Genomic DNA, 22,203 nt, shown 5'->3' on the forward strand with positions numbered 1-22,203 from the left:
CACCTAAAATCGTATATTACACATGAATCCATCATCTGTTGATGATATTCTGGATATTCTTCAGGGTAATGGACATGGAGCCATCATCCTCCCGGAAAAATTCCACAAACTCGGTATTTTCAAAATAATCCGTTGGAATGGTAATCTCAATGCCCGTATCGGTGCTGAGCTTGTGCTTCTTCATCTTTTTCAGGGTGGCTTCCTGATTTACCTCCACCGGCTCGGCAAAGCCCGCAGTTTCCATGGCGTGATTATAGTCTGCAGCCATGGATGGATTGTCCTGAAAAACCTCACGGCCAACAGCCATAGGGTCCAGCACTGCGTCCTTTTCCATGTTCTCGGCAATAAAGTTCTTTACCGCCGTCACGGCCGCCACTTCATCCTGACAGTAGGCCTCAGTAACCTTCTTTACCACCTTGTTGATTTCCTTGATGGTCTCTGCCGGGGACGGAGCCTGGGCACACTCCAAAAACAGCTCCGGAATAAGGTAGATGCTGTTGCCGTCCACATTGTACTTACGGGACTTGGAAAGGATTTCCATGGTTTCGCAGTTGATGAACACGAACTCATCGATTTTCTGGGTCAGACCCGGAAGTATGGCGTAGTTGTTCACCAGCTCAGTGGCAACCCTGCCGTTTTCGTCCACATTTATCTGATGGACATAGCCCTGATGGTTGTTGCACTTGAAAATAACCAGATAGCGGACTTCATCCACAAGGGCATCACAGATCAGCAAATCCGTGGAGGCTGCCGCCTCGGCAGTGGTCAGCACCTTGTAAAGGGCCCCGGTCACCTGACGGGAAAAGGCCACAAAATCCATTTCCTCCTTAAGATAGCCATCCAGCATTACCTTGAATTCGCTGTTTTCATAGAACTGGCCCTTCTTGGCATCCTGGCTGGCAATGGTCTTTTCCACATGCTTTATAAGAAATTCCGCCGTGGTTTCATTCATTTCCAGCAGGGCGTCGGAAAACACCTCATTGGATGCACTTACATCTAAAATATGGAGAATAGCTTTGTCAATTACTACCATAATGTCACCTCAAAAAAGAAGCTGCTGTATTTCACAGCAGCATCAAAATAGCTATATTATTTTATCACGATGGAGATTTTCACGCAACCAGCCAGTACACTAATTGCTTCTGAACCGCTCCAGGGTGGACATCAATATCTCCACATTTATCGGCTTGCCGATATGGGCGTTCATGCCGGCTTCCTTGGATTTCTGGATGTCCTCCGCAAAGGTGTTGGCCGTCATGGCAATAATCGGTATGCTCTGGGCATCGGCCTTGTTGGACTTTCTTATCTGGACAGTTGCCTCGTAGCCGTTCCACTCCGGCATCATAATGTCCATCAAAATCGCATCAAAGGAGCCTGATGGCTTTTCCATGAAAATATCATAGGCCACACGGCCATTTTCCGCTTCTGTAAGGATGGCACCGGCGTCCTCAAGAATCATGCGGACAATTTCCATATTAAGCTCATTGTCCTCTACCACCAGGAGCCGCATACCCTCAACGGACTTGCCGGCTTCCCCGTTCTCCTGCTTTTTCTGCTCCACATTGTGATTAATCTTGAATGGCAGGGTTACTGCAAAGGTGGTACCCTCACCAACCTTGCTGTCTACGGCAATCTTGCCCTGCATCTTGTCCACCAGGGCCTTGACAATGGCCATGCCCATACCAGTTCCCTGATAGCGGCTGCGGGCATCGTTCTTTTCCTGGGTGAAAGGCTCGAAGATATGCCGCAAAAATTCCTCACTTATACCAATACCAGTATCTTCAATAAAGAAGTCATAGGCTACGGTTTCATCATCCTCATAGCCCAGCTGGGCAGAAACCTTGATGGTGCCATCCGGTTTGTTGTATTTGATGGCATTATTTATAAGGTTCATCAATATCTGCTTGAAATGCAGAGGACTGCCGATTACATCCGGATATTTCAGTCCATCCTTGGCATCAAAGCTGATGCTTATGGCATTTTCCCTGGCCCGTATGCTGCAGATGTCGATTACCTCTGCCAGAAGGTCCTCAATGTTGAACGGGTCCTCTGCCAGCTCCACATTGTCACTTTCCAGCTTGCTCATATCCAGCACATCATTTATGAGACTTAAGAGATGGTTGGCAGCTACCCTGGCCTTTATCCGGTTGCTCTGCAGCAGCTCCACATCATCCTGATGCCTGTCGGCAATTTCCATAAGGCCGATGATGCCGTTGAGAGGCGTCCGTATATCATGGGACATGCGGGACAGGAACTCGGATTTTGCCTTGCTGGCCTTCTCTGCTTTCTTCAGGGCCCACTCCAGCTCCCGATGCTGTTTTTTCCCTTCCTTCACCAGCTCCTGATTGCGCTTCAGCTGCACATCCACTTCTTCCTTGGCCCTTTTCAGCCCGGTCATATACATGTACAGACCAGCCAAAATAAGGATGAAGATGCCGCTGCCAACAACTATAACCGGCACACTGTTGTCCCGGATGAAATCTCCCAAGGTATATTTGGCTTCGGACTGCAGGCATTCAAATATATAATCCGACAGAACCGTTCTGTCAATAAGTGCAATACCTCTGTTAAGAATCGAAAACAGCTCTGTCTGGTTTCGCGGTACACAGATACAATAGGACAGGCTTACTCCCAGTGGCATGGTTTTTATATTACGGAAACCTGAATTATTAAGCTGGGACTGCAGGTGATAGGAAGACATTATAGTACAGGTGGCCTCTCCCCGCGATATAGCTTCCAAGCAGGCCTCTACACTGTCATAACGCTTAATCTCACTGTCCTTGTAAGGCTTCATCACCTTTTTTATCGGGTTGTGATACAACCCAATGGAGGTAAAGGTTTTATCTGAATATTCGCCCTTATAGGCCACATACATAGGAACATTGATGATTTCCGATGTATACCCAAAATTGTTGTCCTCACGATAACGGACATCCCCAAAGGACGGGAAGGATACATCAATCTCATGGTTTTCAAAGCCCTTGAGCATGTCATCAACGCCGTCATAAGGCACATATTCAATGGTAACCCGGTCAGCTATGCGCAGATTGGTAAGTATCATCCGGAAAATAGCGGTAATGATTCCCTTCGGGTTGCCGTCACTGTCCTGGGCACAAAACGGCATATAATCCTTAAAATAGCCAACCCGCCATACCCTATGCTCATCCAGCCACTTTTCCTCATCCTCGGACAGACTGCTGTTAATCAGGGTTGCACCGTAGTTATTGTACTGCAGCTTTCTGATAAAAAACGGGTCTGCCTTGTCAATATCAGCCAGGGCGTAATTCAATTCATAGAGCAGCTCCGGCTTCCTGTTGGTCACTGCAAGATAGAAGGGCTCCGAGCCCACCTTCACTACAGGTGAATAACCGGAATCAACCTTGATGTTATTGTCAGTGGCCACCACGCCATCAATTAGGTCAGCGGCAAAATCCCTGTCTCTTGCATCAAAGCCGTCATAATAAAAAATATCCAGATCCACATTGTTTCTGGCAGCCCACTGCTCCAAATAGTAGGTCATGCGGTTATTCTTGATGCCGCCTATTTTTTTGCCGTTCAGGGTGGATAAGTCCTGAGGGTTCATTTTCTTGTTGTTGTCATGCTGGAACAGCCAATAGTTGTCAGTGCCCATGGCATATTCCGGAAACAGCATATACGCCCGCCGCTCATCAGTGACGGACACACCGGCCATAACATCAATTTCGCCCTTTTTCAGCATTTCCAGTAGCTCTGCCCACTGGCCATTGACATATTCATATTCCCAGTTGGTGTAATTGGCCACCCGATGCAGATATTCGTAGCAATAGCCGCTCCGTACCCCGTCTTCATCCACTTCCTGAAAGCCGTAGCTGTCGAACCAGCCCACCCGGACCACCTTGGTGCGCACCTCACCGGCGGCATAGACTGTCAGTGGAAAAGCAAGAACAAGGATATAGATAAAGCTCATTAAAGCTGCCAATAGGCGGGTTATCCTTCTGCCAAATCTGTTCATAATTAAGTATCACCTCAAACTTACAAAACAAAGCCATACTTATTACTGATGTAGTTCGACAAAGAATAATTGTTATCCTGCTTTTCCCAAAACAAAAACGAACCCCGAGGGAGAAAATTGCCTCTCAGGATTCGCTTTATTCGTATAAGGTACTTTATTGGGAAGCACGCTGACGGACCTCGCGGAGCCTGTCCACCAGGTGGGCCTTCAGCTTGTCCTCCAGTTCCAACAGACTTTTGGAATCAAAGGTGTAATTCATTTCCGGAATGTTTCTGATACGGGCCTCACCAAAGAATTCGCTGCGGAACTCATTGTAATAGATGATAAAATTGCTCTCAATTTCAAAATCCGAGTAGTCAAAAACTATGTAGGAGCCATTGAGCACCCGCACCATCTGGGTGGGGTTTATGAAGAGCTTATAGCCCTCCAGCTCCTCCGGCAGAATACCCTTGTAATCCCATTCCGGAATTTTCATGGCCTTGGTCACATAGCTTATGGCATCGGGGTTGTATATTGCCAGGTCGTGTACTGCCGATTCCAGATTTTTTCTGAGGTGCTGCTCGTACTCCCCAAAGGAAGCGGTTATAAACTCCATCAGGCAAAACTCCGTAAGTCCCCGGCGGATTTTCAGCTTGTATTCCTTGGTTTCCTGATGATAGTACGTCACCAGGGCCAAATGCTTTGCCTCATTGGTATAGGAAAACAGCTCAAAGGTGTCCCCCACCTCTTTATAGCGTTTGCTGAGGGCAAGTCCGTACATCTCCGCCGGCAGCTCATCAAGGTAAGCCCAGTCCGCTGTTTCCTGCTGTATCTTTTCCAAAATTTCCGGCTTCATAATAAAACCTCAATTAATTAAAGTATACGATGGTGTCTTCCGGCTTCTTTTCCTCGGTGAAGGCCTCCACCTTCATCTTGAGGTTCTCCACATCACCGCTGCTGTCGTACTTCACATGAACCACGCCGGTTACCTTGCCCCACTTGCGCTCGTTCTTTCTGTGATTCAGCTGCTTAAATGGTGCACCGGTGCCGGAAATCCCCAAAAACATCATGTCATCGGCACAGCAGGCCATGCCTACACGGCCTACGCCATAATGGATGACACCATCCTTCTGGGCAGAGCAGAGATAGCCGTCAAAGATAATCCGCTTCTTGTCGTAGTGGTCAGGGTGGTCCTGCATATCCACGAACCAGGCACCGTAGTCATCCAGATCCAGGGTAATTTCATCCTTGTCAATGGAGAATGGCAGCTCCGGCTCCTCCTCCACAAAGTCCTCCAGATCAGACTCAAAGATAACCTGGGCCCGGCGGTTTACCACCCGGACATTGCGGCGGATATCCTGCTGGCGGGTTTCATGGTCACAGCGGTTGAAAATAATCAGCTCGCAGTAACGGAACAGGTCCACAAAGCGGTCCTTCATGTTCTTCTGATAAACCTCAAAGGTTTCCGCATTAACCATGCCGATATTCTGGAAATCAAACCATTCCTCAGGCAACGGGATGTTCATAAAATCCCCGGCATTCCACATGCCATTGGCCTCAATAAGCACGCTGGAAGGGTTGTACTTTTTCTGGAGGTCCTGATAGAACTCGGTGGAAAGCTCCTCCACGTCCTCTACGGTAATAATCTTGGAATGGCTCTGCTCCAGAAGCTCCTCCTCGATTTCCTCCTCGCCCTCCTCACCTAAAATAATGAGGTTACACTCAGCCTTGGCAAATTGATTATTCTGCAAAAAGTCCTTGATTACGCTGGTCTTGCCGCTTTCCAGCAGACCCATGAAGTAATACACAGGAACATTTGGTTTTTCTTTACTCATGTATATATCTCCCAGTTATCCAGTGATTATTCTCCCAGGAAAAGCTCCTTCAGGCTGCTTTCCTGCAGCTTGCTGCCAATAACGCAGAAACGGCCGGTGTAGTCTGCCGCACCGGTTACTACGCTGCTCTCACCCGGTACATAGTTGAAGTGAAGCCACTCACCCTCATTGGCGGACATAACAATGCCCTTGGCCCGGAGAATAACGCCATATTCGTCGGCATTAACCAGCTCGGCCATAATGTCCTTGAGCTCGTCGGCAGTGAACTTCCTGGTGGTTTCCTGACCCCAGCTGCCAAAGACATCATCTGCATGGTGATGATGGTGCTCATGGTCGTGGTCGTGACAGCCGCAGTTCGGATCGTGGCACTCGTGGTCATGGTCATGATCGTGGTCATGATGATGCTCATGGTCGTGGTCATGATGATGCCCGTGATGATGGTGCTCATGGTCATGCTCATCATGGTGATGGTGATGATGGTCATGGTCATGGTCATGGTCATGATCGTGGTCGTGGCAGCCGCACTCAGGGTCATCACACTCATGGTCATGATGATGATGTTCATGGTCATGATCATGGTCGTGGTGGTGATGATGATGCTCCTCGGCTACTTCATCAACATTCAAGAGCTCGCTGTGATGGAGGGCATCCAGAATCTGCTGGCCGGAAATGTTATCCCATGGGGTAGTAACAATAGGAGCCTTTGGATTATGCTCACGGATGATGCCAATGGTTTCCTGAAGCTTCTTCTCGTTTACATCCTGGCTGCGGCTCAGTACGATGCAGTCAGCATGGGCAATCTGGTCAATGAAGAACTCGCCGTAGTTGCGGGCATACATCTTGCACTTCTTGGCATGAACCACGGCAATGCTGCCCTCAATAACCACATCATCATTGCAGACCTTGGAAACGGCCACCTTCACATCGGACAGCTTGCCTACGCCGGATGGCTCAATGATAATACGGTCAGGATTATAGGTTTCCATTACCTGCTTTAAGGACTCCTCAAAGTCACCTACCAAGGAGCAGCAGATACAGCCGGAATTGATTTCCTTTACCTCTACCCCGGCATCCTTCATAAAGCCGCCATCAATGGCAATCTCGCCAAACTCATTCTCAATGAGGCAGATTTTGTCATTAAAGCCTTCATTAATAAGCTTCTGAATCAAGGTAGTCTTACCGGCTCCCAAAAAGCCGGAGAATATATTAATTTTAGTCATAGCTATAACCTCCATTTACATTGCCTAAATACTAAAGGATGTATTTGCTCAACCCCCAAACACACCCTCAAATAATTATACCCCAATGAGAATTTTTGTCAAAAGAAAACCCTGCAGATTTCTCTGCAGGGTAATAATCGATAATATGAAATTATCTCTTGGAGAACTGGGACGCCTTACGGGCCTTCTTGAGACCGTACTTACGACGCTCTTTCTCTCTAGGGTCACGAGTTACGAAACCAGCCTTCTTCAGTGCTGGACGAAGATCGCCATCGAGAACCATGAGTGCACGGGTGATGCCGTGACGGATAGCGCCTGCCTGACCGGAAGCACCGCCGCCCTTTACATCAGCGATTACATCATACTTATCAACAGTCTCAGTCAGCTCCAGTGGCTGTCTTACGATCAGCTCAAGAGTCTTGAGACCAAAATACTCATCCATTGCGCGACCGTTGATGGTCACCTTGCCTTCACCTGGAACAAGACGAACTCTTGCAATGGAAGACTTTCTGCGGCCTGTGCCGTAGTAGCTAGCTAATGCCATTTTAAATGTTCCTCCTTCCAAGTATTAGCGAATGTTCAGCTTGAGCTCTTCTGGCTGCTGTGCAGCATGAGGATGCTCGGAACCAGCGTATACATTCAGCTTTCTATACATCTGCTCACCAAGACGGTTGTGTGGAAGCATGCCACGGATGGCCTTCTCAACAACGCGGGTTGGGAACTTCTCCATCATCTGACCAGCTGGAGTGAAAGTAGTTCCACCAGTGTAACCGGAATGACGGAAATAAATCTTATCAGTTAATTTCTTACCAGTGAATACAACCTTCTCTGCATTGATTACGATAACGAAATCACCACAATCTACATGTGGGGTGAAGGTTGGTTTATGTTTACCGCGAAGAACTTTTGCAACTTCAGCAGCTAATCTACCTACAGTCTGACCTTCAGCGTCTACAACATACCATTTACGCTCTACGTTCTGAGCATTTGCCATAAACGTTGTCTTCATGCGATATATCCCTCCCATTAAGTTTAATATTATTATTTTTAAATTTGGGTTGTGAAGTGTAGTCGGCCTCCGGGGCTAATGGAAGCGGCTCTACAAAGCCTCACTTGAACTATTTTAATCAATTTGCCATAGGAAGTCAAGCATTTTCTTGCCAACACGATAAGATGTTGCAGAAAACGCCTGCGTCGTTATCCACAGGTTTTTGTGAATAAAATAGCTTATGCCCGAATATAATACACTAAAATGGGAGCACATTTCAACTACTTTTTTAAAGTTTTGCGATTTTCGCCCTGGCTATTATGTCCCCATCCAGCAAATTAAATACCTCGTCAAAGAGGTTCACATGGAAGGTGCCCGGCCCCTGGCTTTTCCCCGCGGCCTTCTCCCCGGCTATCCCCAGTACAAGGGCAGCCAGAAGGGCCGCCTTTAGGGGGCTGCCCGCCGGCAGATAGGAGGCTGTCAGTGCATTGAGCATACAGCCGGTGCCGGTGATATTCCCCAGCATGGGAACGCCATTGGATAAAAGGTAGCTTTCTTCACCATCGGTAATGAAATCCCTTGGGCCGCTGACCAGCAGGACCGTTTCATGTGCCTTGGCCCATTTCCCCAGCAGCTCCGCCATTTCTGCCGCATTTTCCCTGGTTATCAGCTGCTCACTGTTGGCTTCCACGCCGGAGCTGTGGCAGTCTATGCCGCAGGTGTTTAAAATTTCAGTGATATTGCCCTTGATAACTGCCGGACCATACTTGGGAATAAAATCCGCCAGAAATTTTTCCCGCAAGCTGCTGCAGGCCGCCCCCACCAGATCCACCACCATGGAAATATTATGCTCCTTGGCAGTGGCTGCAGATATTTCCATGGCCGCCAAACGGTCCCTGGTGATGGAACCTAGATTCAGGCACAGTGTCTGGGCTATGGCAGTGATTTCCGCCACTTCCTCCGGGTGCTCCGCCATGATAGGACGGCTGCCTGCCGCCAAAACCATATTGGCACAGTCATTTATGGATATGGGGTTGGTTATGCAGTGAATGAGTGGTCTGGACTCCTTAATGGTCTGTCTGACCTTCAGTAACTCCGTGGCAAATTTGTGGTTCATCATAAGTTCTGGCCCCCAGCTTCTTTTGAATTTCCGTTAAGGTGTTGTTTCGTTTAAGGGCAGTCAGGAATACAAAGGCAATAGACCCGCCTATGAGCGTGCCCATAATGAAGGATGGCACGTAGAACATCCAGGTGAGACCGGTGCGTCCCACCAGGAAGGTCATCACCGGATAGGATACAATGGCACCAATGATGCCCGTACCGATGACTTCTCCAATGACGGCCCCAATGAGCTTTCCCTTGGACATTCGATATAACAGACCTGACAGGGTGGCACCAAAAATCGCACCAGTTAGGGCCAGCGGCGGAATGCCCATGACTACCATTCTGATAATGCCAATGATAAAGGCACAGGCAAAGGCTTCCAAAGGCCCCAGCAGCACAGCACACACTATGTTGATAAGATGCGCCATAGGGCACATGCCCTCAATTCGCAGTATGGGAGAAATAACAACTCCGATACCGATCATCATGGCCATAAAGACCATTCTCAGGATTTTCTGGTGATTTGACATAAAAAAACTTCACTCCTTTAGCTAAATTCCCCGGGAACTCAGCCGCAGCCAGTGAAGTGAATATTTTTGGACGCAAATAGACAGGCATACAGCTAAATTCTGCCGAGGCAGTCGGTCGAAGCTCACTAGCTTCCTCTCAACCTGAAACACAGGCTCCCTCGCTATACATCTGTCTGTTACATGAACCGAAGGCGCTCCCCTACGATTCGCCACCAATAACGACACCTTCAGTTTAGGATTATAAAGGAATTTTGTCAACACAAAAATAAAAAACTCCCGCAAAAAGCGGGAGTCCTTAAAATCTTATTCTTCTGTCTTCTTAATCTTGAAGATGAGCTCATCAATAAGACCAATGAGCTGATTAATCTCAGGCTTGCTGATCTGTCCGTTGGCACCCAGCTGCTCGCCCTTGCGGCGCATTTCCTCACTAATGAGGGAGGAGAACAGGATGAACGGAATGTTGGCATAGCGCTGATCCTCACGCACCAGCTTCAGCAGGCGATGACCATCCATCTGTGGCATCTCAATATCGGAGATGATAACACGAACCTGATCCTCTATTGGAGCATCCTTGTCGATACCCTCGGAGAGATACTTCCAGGCGTCGGCACCATTGTTGAAGTCACGAACATATCTGTAGCCGGACTCATGGAGAGTGGATACCAGCAGCTCACGCAGCAGTGGGGAATCCTCTGCACATACAACGTGTACATTGTTTCTCCGTGCCTTAACATCAACGCTTGCATCCTCAAAGGTAGTCAGCTTCTGGTTAATCTCAGGATTAATCTCAGCAATAATGGTCTCAAAGTCCAGGAGCAGGATAATCTTTCCCTCCATCTTGATGATACCAACTACCCGGGACTGATCGCCAACTTCTGGAGATGGTTCCATATTCTTCCAGGAAATACGATGAATACGGGACACGCTGTCTACCAAAAAGCCGATGTTATAATTGTTAATTTCGGTAACAATTATGTTCTTTGGCTCCTCCGGAGTCTGAACATTGAGGCATCTTGGGAGGTTTACCAATGGTATAGCCTTACCGCGCAGGGTAAACAGACCATCTACATAAGGATGGGCCTGAGGCATTTCAGTAACAGGGGTACGGGTAATAACCTCGCGGACCTTTGCTACGTTAATACCATAGTTTACTTCACCAATATTAAACTCAACAATCTCAAACTCATTAGTACCAGTCTCTAAAAGAATACCCTTCTTTTCTTCAGTTGCCATTCAATCGCCCCCATAATATCTCTTTTTTTCACAGAATGCCTGCGAAAAACAATCACTTTCAATGCCTAAGAAATAAGCTATAAATACACAGACTTACTATATACTGTATTATTCGTTATTTATGAATTAATTCCTGCTAAAGAATAGAAAAACTTTTTTATTTCAAAAAAGTCCATCCATCCCGCTCTTCCACAAGGCCATCCTTCATCAGATGTCCCAAAGCCCGCTTAAAGGCAGCCTTGCTTATGTTAAATTTCCCCTTGATAAGCTCCGGCGAGCTCTCATCGGAGTATGGCATTTTTCCGTCGTGATTCTGAAGAAACATCAACAGCTTGTCAGAATCGGAATTCATTGCCTTCTCCTTGGCCTCCCTAAGGGAAGCATTCAGACGGCCATCCTGACGGATATAAATTACCCTGGCGGTAATTTCCTCACCTACCCGTGGGCGGTAAGGTGCCTCCTGATGGGAAATAAACGCAATATAACGCTCCTTGGTCAGCATAAAGATGCCGCTGTCGGTAATATTGTATATGGAACCGGTAATTTCCTGTCCCTTGTGGACGCTTCTGTCTGCCTTTACAGAAGCCCGGCGGATTTCGTCCTCCACCTTCATGGTAACCGCCAGACGGCCTGATTTATCGGTGTAGAGCTTGGCCCATACCACCTCACCAACCTGGAGGTTGCCCCGCATGCCGGCAAAGGGCATAAAGATGCCGCGCTCAGCACCCACATCCAAAAAGGCACCGTCCTTGGACACGTTAATTACCTTCAATCGGGCAATCTGCCCCTCCCGCATCTTCGGCACCCGCATACTGGCGGTGAGACGTCGCTTAGGGTCCAGATACAGGAATACCTTTACCTCATCCCCCACCTTGACCTCGGCAGTCTGCTGGGTCTTGTGAAGGAGGATATCATCATTGGTATTGCCGGTTTCCGCATCCAGAAACACGCCCATTTCTGATTCACGGACGGCCTTAAGGGTAACAACCGTACTAGGTCCGTATTTCTTCCGTGGTTTTTCCCGTTCCATATTATTCCTCATAAACTGTCAGCTCTGCATCGCCCCAAAGGCTTTCCAGAGAATAATACTCACGGCTTTCCTGCAGGAAAATGTGAGCTACGCAATCACCATAATCCAGGAGAACCCATTCAGCCTCCCGATAGCCCTCACGGTGCAGCATGGTATGGCCTGCCTCCTGGAGCTGTTCTTCAATATTATCAGAAATAGCCTTTACCTGGGTAGTGCTGTTGGCTGAACATACTACAAAGTAATCAGTGGCCGGGCTCAGCTCGGTCATGTTCATCAGCACCACATCACGGGCCTTCTTGTCATCTGCGGCCTTTGCAATAGCATTGGCTAATTCTAACGAAGTTTTGTACAAATCAATTCCTCCTTGTGTTGGTTAATTATCTTTCTCTGGTTGTTCCAATGGAAAGAGTTCATCTATTAATTCAGTGGTTTTGGCCGGATTGTATATCCAGCTTCCATCATGCTGCAATTCTCCAGGCAAAATAGTCACCAAAGGCTTGGTTCCCTGCATATTGGTCAGCAGGCTGGCAAAATGTCCGGAATCAAAGGCCTCAATACTGGACTTCACCCGCTTGTCGCAAATTTCCACAATGGCCGGCAGCTTGGACAGGCTGTCAGGCTCCATCATCTTGTTGAAAAAGGCCTTGAGGAATTTTTGCTGACGCATGCCGCGGCCGTATGCCCCCAGATCATCACTGGCAAAACGGAGATACTTCTGGGCCATATCCCCTTCCATGTGCTGTGCTCCCTTTGGAATATGGATATACAGCTCACCCTCAGGGTCATCATAATCCAGATTATTATCTACATAAATATCAATACCGCCAATGGCGTCCACAATTTCCGCCAAAGCCTCCGTGTCAATGGCCACATAATGGTGAATGGTCACCCCAAAATTTTTGGACACTGTCTGCTCCATAAGGGGTATGCCGCCATAATAATAGGCGTTGTTCAATGGTTCAGGAGCATTGCGGCCCTGAATATTCACCATGGTATAACGGGGAATGGTCATAAACCGCAGCTGGCCGGTATCATGCTTGAAGCTCAGAAAAATAACGGAGTCCGCTGACTGTCCAGCATCCTCCTTGCCCGGGTCCAGACCCAAAAGCAGGATATTGGTATAGCCGTCAAAACGCGGATCAAAGCTGGCAGCCCGCAGCTCCCGCCGCTGCTTGTAGTCGTCATATATGCCCATGTACACCGACAGACGTTGGTTGCCCCACTGATACAGCTGCATGGAGCCCCAGCCAACACCTACCAGTAAAACCGTACACAAAAAAATGGCGAAAAATATTCTCGTGATTTTGAGATTTCTTTTCCGGCGCCGTTCAGCCTGCTTATGTTTAATTCTTTCCCTGGTTTCACTATAAGGCTTCTTTTTCATAGCTTATTTTTTCTCACGGACCTTTAACAACAGTTCATTACGGGCAATCACCGTATCCGGGTGAATCAGATGCCCCTTCTGGAGAACAAACTCAATGGACCGGGTAAGCCCTGCCAAAACCATTTCGTCAAGGCCCGCAGTCCGGGAAAGCTCTCTGAGCTGTTCTACCGCCGGATAATTTCGGGACGGTTCAATCATATCAGCAAAATAAATAATCTTGTCCAAGTCGGTCATATCAGCCCCGCCCACCGTGTGACGGTATATGGCCTGGGCTATTTCCTCATCCTGAACCCCATATTCCTCACTGACAAGCTGTGCCCCCACATAGCCATGTACCAAAAGCGGCATGGATTTTTCCACCTCGCCATACACTATATGGCGCTTGTCCGCCTCCTGAAGCAGCTGCTCATTGGGGTACTGACGGGCACAGTCATGGAGCAGGCCGGCAATTCTCGCCTTCTCCACATCTACTCCGAAGCGCTGGGCCAGATACACCGCCGACTCAGCCACTCCCACGGAATGGACAAATCTGGTGGGCTTAAGCCTGGACTCCAGCTTTTCCTTCATTTCTTCATAAGTCATCTGTCTATACCTGTTCATACCACAAAGAGGACACCGTAAGACGATATCCCCATTTTATGGTCTTTAATCTTTATAGAGGCCTTCCTTATAAATGTACTGCTCCACACAGGATGGCACAATATATTTGATGGAATAGCCTTTTTTAATGCGATTGCGGATATCCGTAGAGGATATTTCCAGCTCCGGTGTTTCCAGCCGGTGAATCTTCCGCTTTCCCAGCTCCCCAAAGGACTCCTTAATCTGGTTTACGTCCGGCAGACAGCCCTGACGGGAAGCCCCAATGAAGTGGCACAGGGTCAGCAGCTCATCAATACGGTCCCAGGTGTGAATCTCCTGAATGGTATCCGCACCGGTGATAAAATAAAACTCCGTATTTTTGCCATACTGGGTTATGAGCTGGGAAATGGTATCAATGGTATAGGAAGGACCTGGCCGGTTCATCTCTATATCAGATACCTCAAAATTAGGATTTGAGCAGGTTGCCAGCACTGTCATTACATATCTGTGCTTGGCCATGGTAACATTCTGCTGCTGTTTATGCGGTGGCATGGCAGCCGGAATAAAAATAACCCTATCAAGATTATACTCATCACGTACTGCTTCGGCTGTCATAAGATGACCTACATGAATAGGATCAAATGTGCCTCCCATGATGCCCACGCGTTTTTTCTTACTGCCCATAATACGCTCCTATAATAAACTTAACAGAAAAACCGCCACGATACAAACAAAAATTATTATAGCAATTCCCCGGGCATAATCCAATATATCATGCCTGCCCTTTTCTGTATCGTAATACTGTCCTATTGTTTTTAAATAACCTCGTATCAATTTAATCAACGGATTTGTCCATCTCCATTAATAAGATACTTGGTGCTGGTAAGAGCCACCAGCCCCATTGGACCACGGGCATGAAGCTTCTGGGTGCTGATGCCGATTTCAGCTCCGAACCCGAATTCACAGCCGTCAGTGAAGCGGGTAGAAGCATTGACATATACAGAGGAAGCATTTACCCGTCTCTGGAACAGGCGGGAATTGGTCAAATTCTCAGTAACAATGGTCTCAGAATGACCTGTGTTGTACTTGTTGATGTGGGCAATGGCCTCATCCACATCCGCCACCACCTTGACGGACAGAATCAGATCGCCATATTCAGTGCTCCAATCCTCCTCCGTGGCTGGTACCATTTCTGGAACAATGGCCATAGAAGCCTTGCAGCCCCTAAGCTCAGTGTTCTTTTCCTTCATGGCCTTGGCCACCATAGGCAGGAATTCTCCTGCGATATCCTTGTGTACCAGCAGGGTCTCCATGGCGTTGCATACAGAAGGACGGCTGGTTTTGGCATTGACCGCAATCCGCAGTGCCATGTCCAGATCAGCACTCTTGTCCACATAAGTATGACACACTCCGGTGCCGGTTTCAATAACCGGAACCGTACTGTTCTCCACCACTGTCTTGATAAGGCCGGCGCCGCCTCTTGGGATTATGACATCCAGATACTTATTGAGCTTCAGCATGATATTTACTGCCTCACGCTCAACCACATCCACGAACTGAATGGCTCCCTCCGGAATCCCGGCACCATAGGCTGCCTTCTGCAAAAGCTCAATAATGGCAATATTGGAATTGATAGCCTCGGAACCGCCACGGAGAATAACGGCATTGCCGGATTTCAGGCAAAGTCCGGCGGCATCGGAGGTTACATTTGGACGGGCCTCATAAATCATCCCCACTACACCGAGGGGAACCCGTACCCGGCGGATTTCAAGGCCGTTAGGGCGAACAGTGGAATAATCTCCCTCACCCACAGGATCCGGCAGGGCCGCAGCCTGACGCAGACCGTCTGCCATGCCCGCAATGCGGCCATGGGTAAGAAGCAGTCTGTCCAGATATGATTTCCTTACGCCCTTTTCCTCTGCCAGAACCATATCCTTCTTGTTGGCTTCAATAATAACATCCTCATGCTTCTCCAGCATATCAGCCATAGCCAACAGTGCCTTGTTCTTCGTATCCGTCGAAACCAGAGTCATAGCATCGGCTGCCTTCACGGCCGCCTTTGCCTTGCTAACCATTATTTCCTGCAAATTCAATGCCATTACCTCCCCGCCTATTGGTGGTAAAACTTAAATCATCAAAACCATGTTGTCACGGTGAATGACCTCATCGTGCTCTGTGTCCGGAATAAGCTTCTTGAACTCCCCGGTTTTCAGGCCCTTGATTTTTTCCAGCTCATCCTTGTCAAAATTGATAACGCCCCGGGCAATCTCCTGATAATCCTCAGTCAGTACCCGCACCGTATCCCCCATGGTATATTCGCCCTCGGAATGCTTAATCCCTGCTGCCAAAAGGCTGGAACCATTTTTCAGGGCTGTTACGCAGCCGGCATCCACCACCAGATCCCCGCTGATGCGCTTGCCAAAGGCCAGCCAGCTCTTGCGGGCCTTCAGATGGGCCTCCTTCGGTGGAAATACGGTTCCCACCTGCTCACCGTCAATAATTCTGCGGATTATGCCCTTTTCAGAGCCGGAGGCTATGCACATGGTCACCCCGGAAGCCGTGGCAATCTTGGCTGCCTCTATCTTGGTGGACATACCGCCGGTGCCCATGGAGGTCCCGGCTCCCCCGGCTATCTGCTCTATCTGGGGGGTGATTTCTGCGATTTCATGAATAAGGGTAGCATTGGGGTCCTTGGCCGGATTGCTGGTATACACCCCATCAATATCCGACAGGATTATGAGCAGATCCGCATCCACCAGGGCTGCCACCATGGCGGAAAGATTGTCATTGTCCCCGATTTTCACTTCATCTACCGCTACCGCATCGTTTTCGTTGATAATAGGCACTACGCCCATTTTCAGCATGGTAAGCAGGGTATTGCGGGAATTGTTGTACTGCTTGTGCTGAACATAATTGTCACGGGTCAGGAGAACCTGCCCCGCCACCTGGCCATACTCAGCAAAGAGCTTGTCATAGATGTGCATGAGCATACCCTGGCCTACTGCCGCCAAGGCCTGTTTTTCCTTTACCCCGCTGGGACGCTGCTTCAGCCCCATGCGGACCACACCGGCTCCAATGGCTCCGGAGGATACCAGAATGACATCCTTGCCCTGGCTGGACAAATCCGCCAGCTCACGGACCAGCTGCTCAATTCTATACAGATTCAGCTTGCCGTTATCGTACAGCAGGGTACTGGTCCCCACCTTCACGACAATACGGCTGGCGCTCTTTATATGCTCACGAGTTCCCATAAATCAAACCTCACTTACAACTATAAAAGCTCTGTTTTCCGTTTAATGATTATTTTGGCAGTTCAATCTTTGGTGAGTCAAAATTACGCTTGAACAAAAGACCGTTATGACCAATAATCTGCACCAAATCAGAATTGGTCCGCTCTGCCAGCATGGTAATGGCTGACTCCGGGTCATCCATGCAGTTCTGCAGCACGCGAACCTTTACCAGCTCACGCTTCTTGATGGCCTCGGCCGCTGACTGAACCACGGTAGGGCTTACCCCTTCCTTGCCAATCATAACCACCGGGTCCATGGTCATGCCCATGGAGCGCAGAAAACGCTTCTGCTTCCCAGTCAATGTATTTTTTATCATATATAATATACTCCTTAATCCCGATACTCGAATTCCATTTCGCCGATTCGTACTGTATTGCCTTCCTTGATACCACGCTCAATGAGCTTCTTGTCAATGCCCTTGATGCGCCAGATATACTGGAAGCGTCTGATGGCCTCATCGTTGCCGAAGTTGGTCATGGCTACCAGCTTATTAAGGGATTTGCTGCTTACAATAAAGTCACCGGCATCATTACGGGTAATGGTAACCTTGTCCGGATCCTCTTCCTTGGCGTCATAAACCTTGACGCCCTCTTCAGTATCAGGCTCCTCCACATACTCGTCCAGAACCTGGGCCACCCGCTGGATAAGCTCCTTGGTGCCCTGATGGGTTGCCGCAGAAATAGGGAAGATTTCAATGCCTTCCTTCTCCGCCAGCTCCTTAAGGCGCTCATAGTTCTCCTGGGCACCCGGCAAATCCATCTTATTGGCTGCCAAAATCTGTGGACGGCGGGCAATTTTCTCGCTGTAAATCTTCAGCTCTTTATTAATCTTGTAATAATCCTCTACAGGATCACGGCCTTCCACGCCGGAGGCATCCACGATATGAACGATAACCTTGGTACGCTCCACATGACGCAGGAAGTCGTGACCAAGGCCTACGCCCTCGGAAGCACCGTCAATAAGGCCAGGAATATCAGCCATAACGAAGGTCCGCTCATCATCAATATCACCCACGCTTACTACGCCCAGAACCGGGGTAATTGTAGTAAAGTGATACTCCGCAATTTCCGGACGGGCAGCGGATACAGCTGCCACCAGGCTGGACTTGCCTACACTTGGATAGCCCACCAGGCCAACATCAGCCAGCAGCTTCAGCTCCAAAATAAGGTTGCGGCTCTCGCCCGGCTCCCCTAACTCAGCAAATGTAGGGGCACGGTTGGCACTGTTGGCAAACTTGGCGTTGCCGCGACCACCGCGGCCACCCTTGGCAATAACTGCCTCCTGGCCGATTTCAGTCAAATCAGCCAAAATCTCGCCGGTATCAGCATCCTTTACCAGAGTACCCTGTGGCACCTTTACAATACATGGAGGTGCATTATGGCCATACTGGTTCTTGATATCACCGTTTTCACCGTTCTTGCCCTGGAATTTTCTGTGATAGCGAAAATCCAGCAGGGTATTCATATTATTATCAACAACAAAGACAACATCTGCGCCACGGCCGCCATCGCCACCGGACGGACCGCCCTTGGCAACGAACTTCTCACGGCGGAAGGCAGACTTGCCGTTACCGCCGTTGCCGGCACAAACCTTAATTGTAGTTCTGTCTATAAACTGCATAAGCCTCTCCTCATATAAAGTGACCCAAAGTGATGTATAAAAAGCTGGTATTGTGTCCCAATGCCAGCTTTTTATACATTACTCAATTTATTGCATCAAATAATAAAAGATACCTGCGCCTATGTAAAGACGCAGGTATTTTCTACTAATTACATAGCAGCTTCTTCAACTGCATAAACGCTAACCTGACGGTTATAACGACCCTTGCGCTCGAAAGCTACACGGCCATCAATCTTAGCGAACAGAGTATCGTCTTTACCAATACCAACGTTGGTACCAGGATGGAAATGAGTTCCACGCTGACGAACCAAAATGCTGCCTGCGGTAACTACAGTGCCAGCCTGCTCCTTAACACCAAGGCGCTTTGCCTCGGAGTCACGGCCATTACGGGTGCTGGACACACCTTTCTTATGTGCGAAAAGCTGTAAATCAAAAGTGAACATTAACATTACACCTCCTGATCTTGTTGAATCTCAAAAATGTGCACCCCGTCGAGATCATTCTCTCGGATTCGTTCATCATAGATGTCATAAAGTCCAATAAGCATTGTCTCTAATAGTGCATCAGTTATATCATCGAGGTCAGTTGTAAGCCTTACCTGTAAGTCACCTGGCGCAACCTTATACTTTATATAAGTAGATAACCTCTCCGGATCGCTCTCAGAAAGATTATGAAGCCGCATGAGGTGCTCACCCAAGCCCTTTAGCGTAGTCTGTGCCAACACCGAAACACCGGCACATACTATGCTGCTACCCCGCTGACCATGATGGCCAGCCACTGTGTAGCCAAAAATTCTTCCCTCTTTATTACGATAAATGGTGATGTCGATGCCACCATTTACCTGCTGTCTGTCACGTCTCATAGGAAATACCAACAACAATAAATACCATACAACGACCAACAGAACTAAAAGTCATTGCTTACGATTAAGCCTCGATCTTCTCGATAACAACCTTGGTGAATGGCTGACGATGGCCCTGACGCTTGCGGTAGTTGGACTTAGCCTTGTACTTGAATACCAGGATCTTCTTGTCCTTGCCCTGAGCTTCTACCTTAGCAGTAACCTTCGCACCTTCAACAACTGGCTTGCCTACAACAACCTCGTTATCCTTTACAACAGTCAGAACCTGATCAAAGGTAACAGCCTCGCCCTCAGCAGCCTCAATCTTCTCAACAGTGATAACATCGCCTTCAGCAACCTTATACTGCTTGCCACCAGTCTTGATAATTGCGTACATTCATTTACACCTCCCTATAATTTACTCGCCAATTACGGTACAGCCTAAGCTGTTTACATGAACCTCACTGTGCGGTTTGGGAAAGCGCATACCTATTGCGCTTACGTTTAAATATACTATCATAAATACAATACTTCGTCAACAGAAAAATAGCATGAAAATCCTTAAAATTTCCATGCTATTTTATAGTTAAATTATACGAAAATATACTTCAAAACAAAGATAATTGCCAGAATATACATAACCGGGCTAATGGACTTCTTGGTGAATTCACCGGAAAGCACATTGATTACTACGTAAGAGATAAAGCCCATAGCAATACCCTCGGAGATGGAGTACATAAATACCATGGTTACGGTAGCAATGTAAGCCGGGAATGCCTCAGTCAGATCAGTAAAGTCGATCTTGGTAAGGGAGCTTACCATGAGGAAGCCTACCACAATCAGGGCAGGAGCAGTGGCAAATGCCGGAATGGTCAGGAACAGTGGTGCCAGGAACAGGCTGAGAATAAAGAGCGCAGCCACAGTCCAGGCAGTGAGACCAGTACGGCCGCCGGCACTTACACCAGCGGAGCTTTCCACATAGGTGGATACAGTGGAAGTTCCCAGCACAGCACCGATAGAGGTTGCCAGGGAATCTGCAAGGAGCGCACCCTTGATATTAGGAAGGCGGCCCTGCTCATCCAGCATATCAGCCTTGGAAGCCACACCGATGAGAGTTCCAAGAGTATCGAAAAGGTCTACAAACATGAAGGCCAAAATAACAGTGAAGAAATTAAAGGTCCAGATTCCGGAGAAATCAACCTGCATAAGGGTTGGTGCAAGGCTTGGAATGCTGATGCCATTGGAAAAATTAGGAATTGTAGAGAACATTCCCATTTCAGGGTTAGGAATATAAAGACCAGTAACCTCACAAATCATGCCAAGAATCCAGGTGAAGAGAATACCCCAAAGGATATCTCCCGGAACCTTCTTGTGAATGAGTACTGCAATAATCAGAATACCAACCAAAGCCAATACGGCACCCATACCAGTGCTGTAGAAGGAGCCATCAGCCAAAGAAGACTTGAAAGGATAAATAGTAACCAGAGTAGCACTATCAACTACCAGCTTTGCACTCTGCATACCGATGAAGGCGATAAAGAGGCCGATACCAGCGGTAACACCCATCTTAAGAGATGTAGGCACGCAGTTGAAAATCGCCTCTCTGACCTTGGTAAGGGATAATACAAGGAAAATAATACCTTCAATGAATACTGCTGCCAAAGCAACCTGCCAGGAATAACCCATGGCACCGCATACAGTAAAAGCAAAGAAAGCATTCAGACCCATACCAGGAGCCAGTGCAAAAGGATAGTTGGCAAACAATGCCATAAAGATAGTACCGATAGCAGAACCAAGTGCTGTTGCCACAAACACGGCTCCGGCATCCATACCGGTAGTGGAAAGAATACCAGGGTTAACTGCTAAGATGTAAGCCATTGTCATGAAGGTGGTAAGACCAGCAACCAGCTCAGTGCGGACTGTGGTACCATGCTCCTTCAGATGAAACAGCTTCTCGAGAGTTTCACTCATTTCTAATCCTCCTAAATTAATATAAAAAAAACATATATATTATACCCTAAGGCATACCTAAAAAGCTATATGTCACATGATTATTTTTGCATTTTTCTGAGTGCAATTATATTAAGGAAGAAAACATAAAAAAAAAGAACTCTTAGATTGCTCTAAAAGTTCATTATTTCAATGGCGGAGCAGAGAGGATTCGAACCTCCGCAGCCTTGCGACCCTAACGATTTAGCAAACCGTCCTCTTCAGCCTCTTGAGTACTGCTCCAAATCATATTAAGAACAAAAATGGCAGGGGCAGTAAGAATCGAACTCACAACCTACGGTTTTGGAGACCGTTGCTCTACCAATTGAGCTATACCCCTGTAATATGGGGCGATCGGTGGGGATCGAACCCACGCATGCTGGAGCCACAATCCAGTGTGTTAACCACTTCACCACGACCGCCATGTAAACCGGCAACTTCCTATCCTCCCAGGCCGTCTCCAGCCAAGTACTTTCGGCGTTTATGTGCTTAACTACTGTGTTCGGAATGGGAACAGGTGGGACCACATAGCTAACGTCACCGGATATACAATTCAGAAAATACAATTTTATATGTACTTTCAAGACTAA

23 protein-coding genes, 3 tRNA genes and 1 rRNA gene are annotated in these 22,203 nt (G+C 48.0%); all 27 read right to left on the reverse strand.

The annotated features are described in order from the left end of the window. Nucleotides 1-31 precede the first annotated feature (31 nt). On the reverse strand, nucleotides 32-1,033 hold the full coding sequence (locus D081_RS11735; protein ID WP_085024357.1) for a nucleoid-associated protein: 1,002 nt from the start codon (nucleotides 1,031-1,033) through the stop codon (nucleotides 32-34). A gap of 99 nt (nucleotides 1,034-1,132) precedes the next feature. Next, entirely contained in the window at nucleotides 1,133-3,991 is a 2,859-nt protein-coding gene (locus D081_RS11740; protein ID WP_085024358.1) for a transporter substrate-binding domain-containing protein, read from the reverse strand. 154 nt (nucleotides 3,992-4,145) lie between these two features. Next, nucleotides 4,146-4,826 (reverse strand): hypothetical protein, encoded by a 681-nt coding sequence (locus D081_RS11745; RefSeq protein ID WP_085024359.1) that lies wholly within the window; start codon nucleotides 4,824-4,826, stop codon nucleotides 4,146-4,148. A 13-nt stretch (nucleotides 4,827-4,839) separates the two neighbouring features. Continuing rightward, a complete protein-coding gene (locus tag D081_RS11750; RefSeq protein WP_085024360.1) occupies nucleotides 4,840-5,805 on the reverse strand; it encodes a GTP-binding protein in 966 nt (321 codons plus the stop codon). Between the two features lie 26 nt (nucleotides 5,806-5,831). Continuing rightward, nucleotides 5,832-7,025, reverse strand: a complete 1,194-nt coding sequence (locus D081_RS13070; protein WP_085024361.1) for a CobW family GTP-binding protein — start codon at nucleotides 7,023-7,025, stop codon at nucleotides 5,832-5,834. A 151-nt stretch (nucleotides 7,026-7,176) separates the two neighbouring features. Further along, nucleotides 7,177-7,569 carry a 30S ribosomal protein S9 gene (gene rpsI / locus D081_RS11760; RefSeq protein WP_027396224.1) on the reverse strand — a complete coding sequence of 131 codons (393 nt, stop codon included), beginning with the start codon at nucleotides 7,567-7,569 and terminating at the stop codon, nucleotides 7,177-7,179. Nucleotides 7,570-7,593: 24 nt separating this feature from the next. Continuing rightward, a complete protein-coding gene (rplM, locus tag D081_RS11765; protein WP_027396225.1) occupies nucleotides 7,594-8,034 on the reverse strand; it encodes a 50S ribosomal protein L13 in 441 nt (146 codons plus the stop codon). A gap of 268 nt (nucleotides 8,035-8,302) precedes the next feature. Continuing rightward, nucleotides 8,303-9,133, reverse strand: a complete 831-nt coding sequence (gene thiM, locus D081_RS11770) for a hydroxyethylthiazole kinase (RefSeq protein WP_085024362.1) — start codon at nucleotides 9,131-9,133, stop codon at nucleotides 8,303-8,305. Continuing rightward, nucleotides 9,081-9,647 (reverse strand): energy coupling factor transporter S component ThiW, encoded by a 567-nt coding sequence (gene thiW, locus D081_RS11775; protein ID WP_085024363.1) that lies wholly within the window; start codon nucleotides 9,645-9,647, stop codon nucleotides 9,081-9,083. Before thiW ends, thiM begins: the two co-directional genes overlap by 53 nt. Before the next feature lie 303 nt (nucleotides 9,648-9,950). Beyond that, nucleotides 9,951-10,880: a chemotaxis protein gene (locus D081_RS11780; protein WP_085024364.1), complete on the reverse strand. Its 930-nt coding sequence runs from the start codon at nucleotides 10,878-10,880 to the stop codon at nucleotides 9,951-9,953. Nucleotides 10,881-11,037: 157 nt separating this feature from the next. Continuing rightward, a complete protein-coding gene (locus tag D081_RS11785) occupies nucleotides 11,038-11,910 on the reverse strand; it encodes a S1 RNA-binding domain-containing protein (RefSeq protein ID WP_085024365.1) in 873 nt (290 codons plus the stop codon). A gap of 1 nt (nucleotide 11,911) precedes the next feature. Beyond that, nucleotides 11,912-12,262: a ribosome silencing factor gene (gene rsfS, locus D081_RS11790; protein ID WP_085024366.1), complete on the reverse strand. Its 351-nt coding sequence runs from the start codon at nucleotides 12,260-12,262 to the stop codon at nucleotides 11,912-11,914. Nucleotides 12,263-12,283: 21 nt separating this feature from the next. Continuing rightward, entirely contained in the window at nucleotides 12,284-13,294 is a 1,011-nt protein-coding gene (locus D081_RS11795) for an LCP family protein (protein ID WP_085024367.1), read from the reverse strand. Nucleotides 13,295-13,297: 3 nt separating this feature from the next. Further along, a complete protein-coding gene (gene yqeK / locus D081_RS11800; RefSeq protein WP_085024368.1) occupies nucleotides 13,298-13,876 on the reverse strand; it encodes a bis(5'-nucleosyl)-tetraphosphatase (symmetrical) YqeK in 579 nt (192 codons plus the stop codon). 63 nt (nucleotides 13,877-13,939) lie between these two features. After that, complete coding sequence (nadD, locus tag D081_RS11805; protein WP_085024369.1) at nucleotides 13,940-14,557, reverse strand: nicotinate-nucleotide adenylyltransferase; 618 nt, start codon at nucleotides 14,555-14,557, stop codon at nucleotides 13,940-13,942. Nucleotides 14,558-14,712: 155 nt separating this feature from the next. Then, nucleotides 14,713-15,966, reverse strand: a complete 1,254-nt coding sequence (locus D081_RS11810; protein WP_304528580.1) for a glutamate-5-semialdehyde dehydrogenase — start codon at nucleotides 15,964-15,966, stop codon at nucleotides 14,713-14,715. A 33-nt stretch (nucleotides 15,967-15,999) separates the two neighbouring features. After that, nucleotides 16,000-17,124: a glutamate 5-kinase gene (gene proB, locus D081_RS11815; RefSeq protein WP_085024371.1), complete on the reverse strand. Its 1,125-nt coding sequence runs from the start codon at nucleotides 17,122-17,124 to the stop codon at nucleotides 16,000-16,002. 49 nt (nucleotides 17,125-17,173) lie between these two features. Continuing rightward, a complete protein-coding gene (gene yhbY, locus D081_RS11820) occupies nucleotides 17,174-17,479 on the reverse strand; it encodes a ribosome assembly RNA-binding protein YhbY (protein WP_027396234.1) in 306 nt (101 codons plus the stop codon). A 14-nt stretch (nucleotides 17,480-17,493) separates the two neighbouring features. After that, nucleotides 17,494-18,783, reverse strand: a complete 1,290-nt coding sequence (obgE, locus tag D081_RS11825; protein WP_085024372.1) for a GTPase ObgE — start codon at nucleotides 18,781-18,783, stop codon at nucleotides 17,494-17,496. Nucleotides 18,784-18,932: 149 nt separating this feature from the next. After that, entirely contained in the window at nucleotides 18,933-19,226 is a 294-nt protein-coding gene (gene rpmA, locus D081_RS11830) for a 50S ribosomal protein L27 (RefSeq protein ID WP_085024373.1), read from the reverse strand. Between the two features lie 5 nt (nucleotides 19,227-19,231). Beyond that, nucleotides 19,232-19,645: a ribosomal-processing cysteine protease Prp gene (locus tag D081_RS11835; RefSeq protein ID WP_085024375.1), complete on the reverse strand. Its 414-nt coding sequence runs from the start codon at nucleotides 19,643-19,645 to the stop codon at nucleotides 19,232-19,234. A 64-nt stretch (nucleotides 19,646-19,709) separates the two neighbouring features. Beyond that, nucleotides 19,710-20,021: a 50S ribosomal protein L21 gene (gene rplU, locus D081_RS11840; protein ID WP_027396237.1), complete on the reverse strand. Its 312-nt coding sequence runs from the start codon at nucleotides 20,019-20,021 to the stop codon at nucleotides 19,710-19,712. Between the two features lie 194 nt (nucleotides 20,022-20,215). Continuing rightward, nucleotides 20,216-21,595 (reverse strand): NCS2 family permease, encoded by a 1,380-nt coding sequence (locus tag D081_RS11845; protein WP_085024374.1) that lies wholly within the window; start codon nucleotides 21,593-21,595, stop codon nucleotides 20,216-20,218. Between the two features lie 172 nt (nucleotides 21,596-21,767). Further along, nucleotides 21,768-21,856: transfer RNA gene (locus D081_RS11850), tRNA-Ser, on the reverse strand. Nucleotides 21,857-21,877: 21 nt separating this feature from the next. Then, nucleotides 21,878-21,953: transfer RNA gene (locus D081_RS11855), tRNA-Trp, on the reverse strand. A 6-nt stretch (nucleotides 21,954-21,959) separates the two neighbouring features. Next, a tRNA-His gene (locus tag D081_RS11860) sits at nucleotides 21,960-22,035 on the reverse strand. Nucleotides 22,036-22,041: 6 nt separating this feature from the next. After that, nucleotides 22,042-22,158 (reverse strand): 5S ribosomal RNA (rrf, locus tag D081_RS11865). Between the last annotated feature and the right edge of the window lie 45 nt (nucleotides 22,159-22,203).

The sequence above is a fragment of the Anaerovibrio sp. JC8 genome, from assembly GCF_002100115.1.
In the GTDB taxonomy this organism is placed as follows: Bacteria; Bacillota; Negativicutes; order Selenomonadales; family Selenomonadaceae; genus Anaerovibrio.

Coding starts and splice junctions, on each gene's coding strand:
- D081_RS11785 (WP_085024365.1), bottom strand. CDS start 11,910: ATGGAACGGGAAAAACCACGGAAGAAATACGGACCTAGTACGGTTGTT.
- D081_RS11745 (WP_085024359.1), bottom strand. CDS start 4,826: ATGAAGCCGGAAATTTTGGAAAAGATACAGCAGGAAACAGCGGACTGG.
- thiM (WP_085024362.1), bottom strand. CDS start 9,133: ATGATGAACCACAAATTTGCCACGGAGTTACTGAAGGTCAGACAGACC.
- rpmA (WP_085024373.1), bottom strand. CDS start 19,226: ATGTTCACTTTTGATTTACAGCTTTTCGCACATAAGAAAGGTGTGTCC.
- nadD (WP_085024369.1), bottom strand. CDS start 14,557: ATGGGCAGTAAGAAAAAACGCGTGGGCATCATGGGAGGCACATTTGAT.
- D081_RS11795 (WP_085024367.1), bottom strand. CDS start 13,294: ATGAAAAAGAAGCCTTATAGTGAAACCAGGGAAAGAATTAAACATAAG.
- D081_RS11735 (WP_085024357.1), bottom strand. CDS start 1,033: ATGGTAGTAATTGACAAAGCTATTCTCCATATTTTAGATGTAAGTGCA.
- yhbY (WP_027396234.1), bottom strand. CDS start 17,479: ATGATAAAAAATACATTGACTGGGAAGCAGAAGCGTTTTCTGCGCTCC.
- rplU (WP_027396237.1), bottom strand. CDS start 20,021: ATGTACGCAATTATCAAGACTGGTGGCAAGCAGTATAAGGTTGCTGAA.
- rplM (WP_027396225.1), bottom strand. CDS start 8,034: ATGAAGACAACGTTTATGGCAAATGCTCAGAACGTAGAGCGTAAATGG.
- D081_RS11835 (WP_085024375.1), bottom strand. CDS start 19,645: ATGAGACGTGACAGACAGCAGGTAAATGGTGGCATCGACATCACCATT.
- thiW (WP_085024363.1), bottom strand. CDS start 9,647: ATGTCAAATCACCAGAAAATCCTGAGAATGGTCTTTATGGCCATGATG.
- D081_RS11750 (WP_085024360.1), bottom strand. CDS start 5,805: ATGAGTAAAGAAAAACCAAATGTTCCTGTGTATTACTTCATGGGTCTG.
- rpsI (WP_027396224.1), bottom strand. CDS start 7,569: ATGGCATTAGCTAGCTACTACGGCACAGGCCGCAGAAAGTCTTCCATT.
- D081_RS13070 (WP_085024361.1), bottom strand. CDS start 7,025: ATGACTAAAATTAATATATTCTCCGGCTTTTTGGGAGCCGGTAAGACT.
- obgE (WP_085024372.1), bottom strand. CDS start 18,783: ATGCAGTTTATAGACAGAACTACAATTAAGGTTTGTGCCGGCAACGGC.
- D081_RS11845 (WP_085024374.1), bottom strand. CDS start 21,595: ATGAGTGAAACTCTCGAGAAGCTGTTTCATCTGAAGGAGCATGGTACC.
- yqeK (WP_085024368.1), bottom strand. CDS start 13,876: ATGACTTATGAAGAAATGAAGGAAAAGCTGGAGTCCAGGCTTAAGCCC.
- D081_RS11740 (WP_085024358.1), bottom strand. CDS start 3,991: ATGAACAGATTTGGCAGAAGGATAACCCGCCTATTGGCAGCTTTAATG.
- D081_RS11780 (WP_085024364.1), bottom strand. CDS start 10,880: ATGGCAACTGAAGAAAAGAAGGGTATTCTTTTAGAGACTGGTACTAAT.
- proB (WP_085024371.1), bottom strand. CDS start 17,124: ATGGGAACTCGTGAGCATATAAAGAGCGCCAGCCGTATTGTCGTGAAG.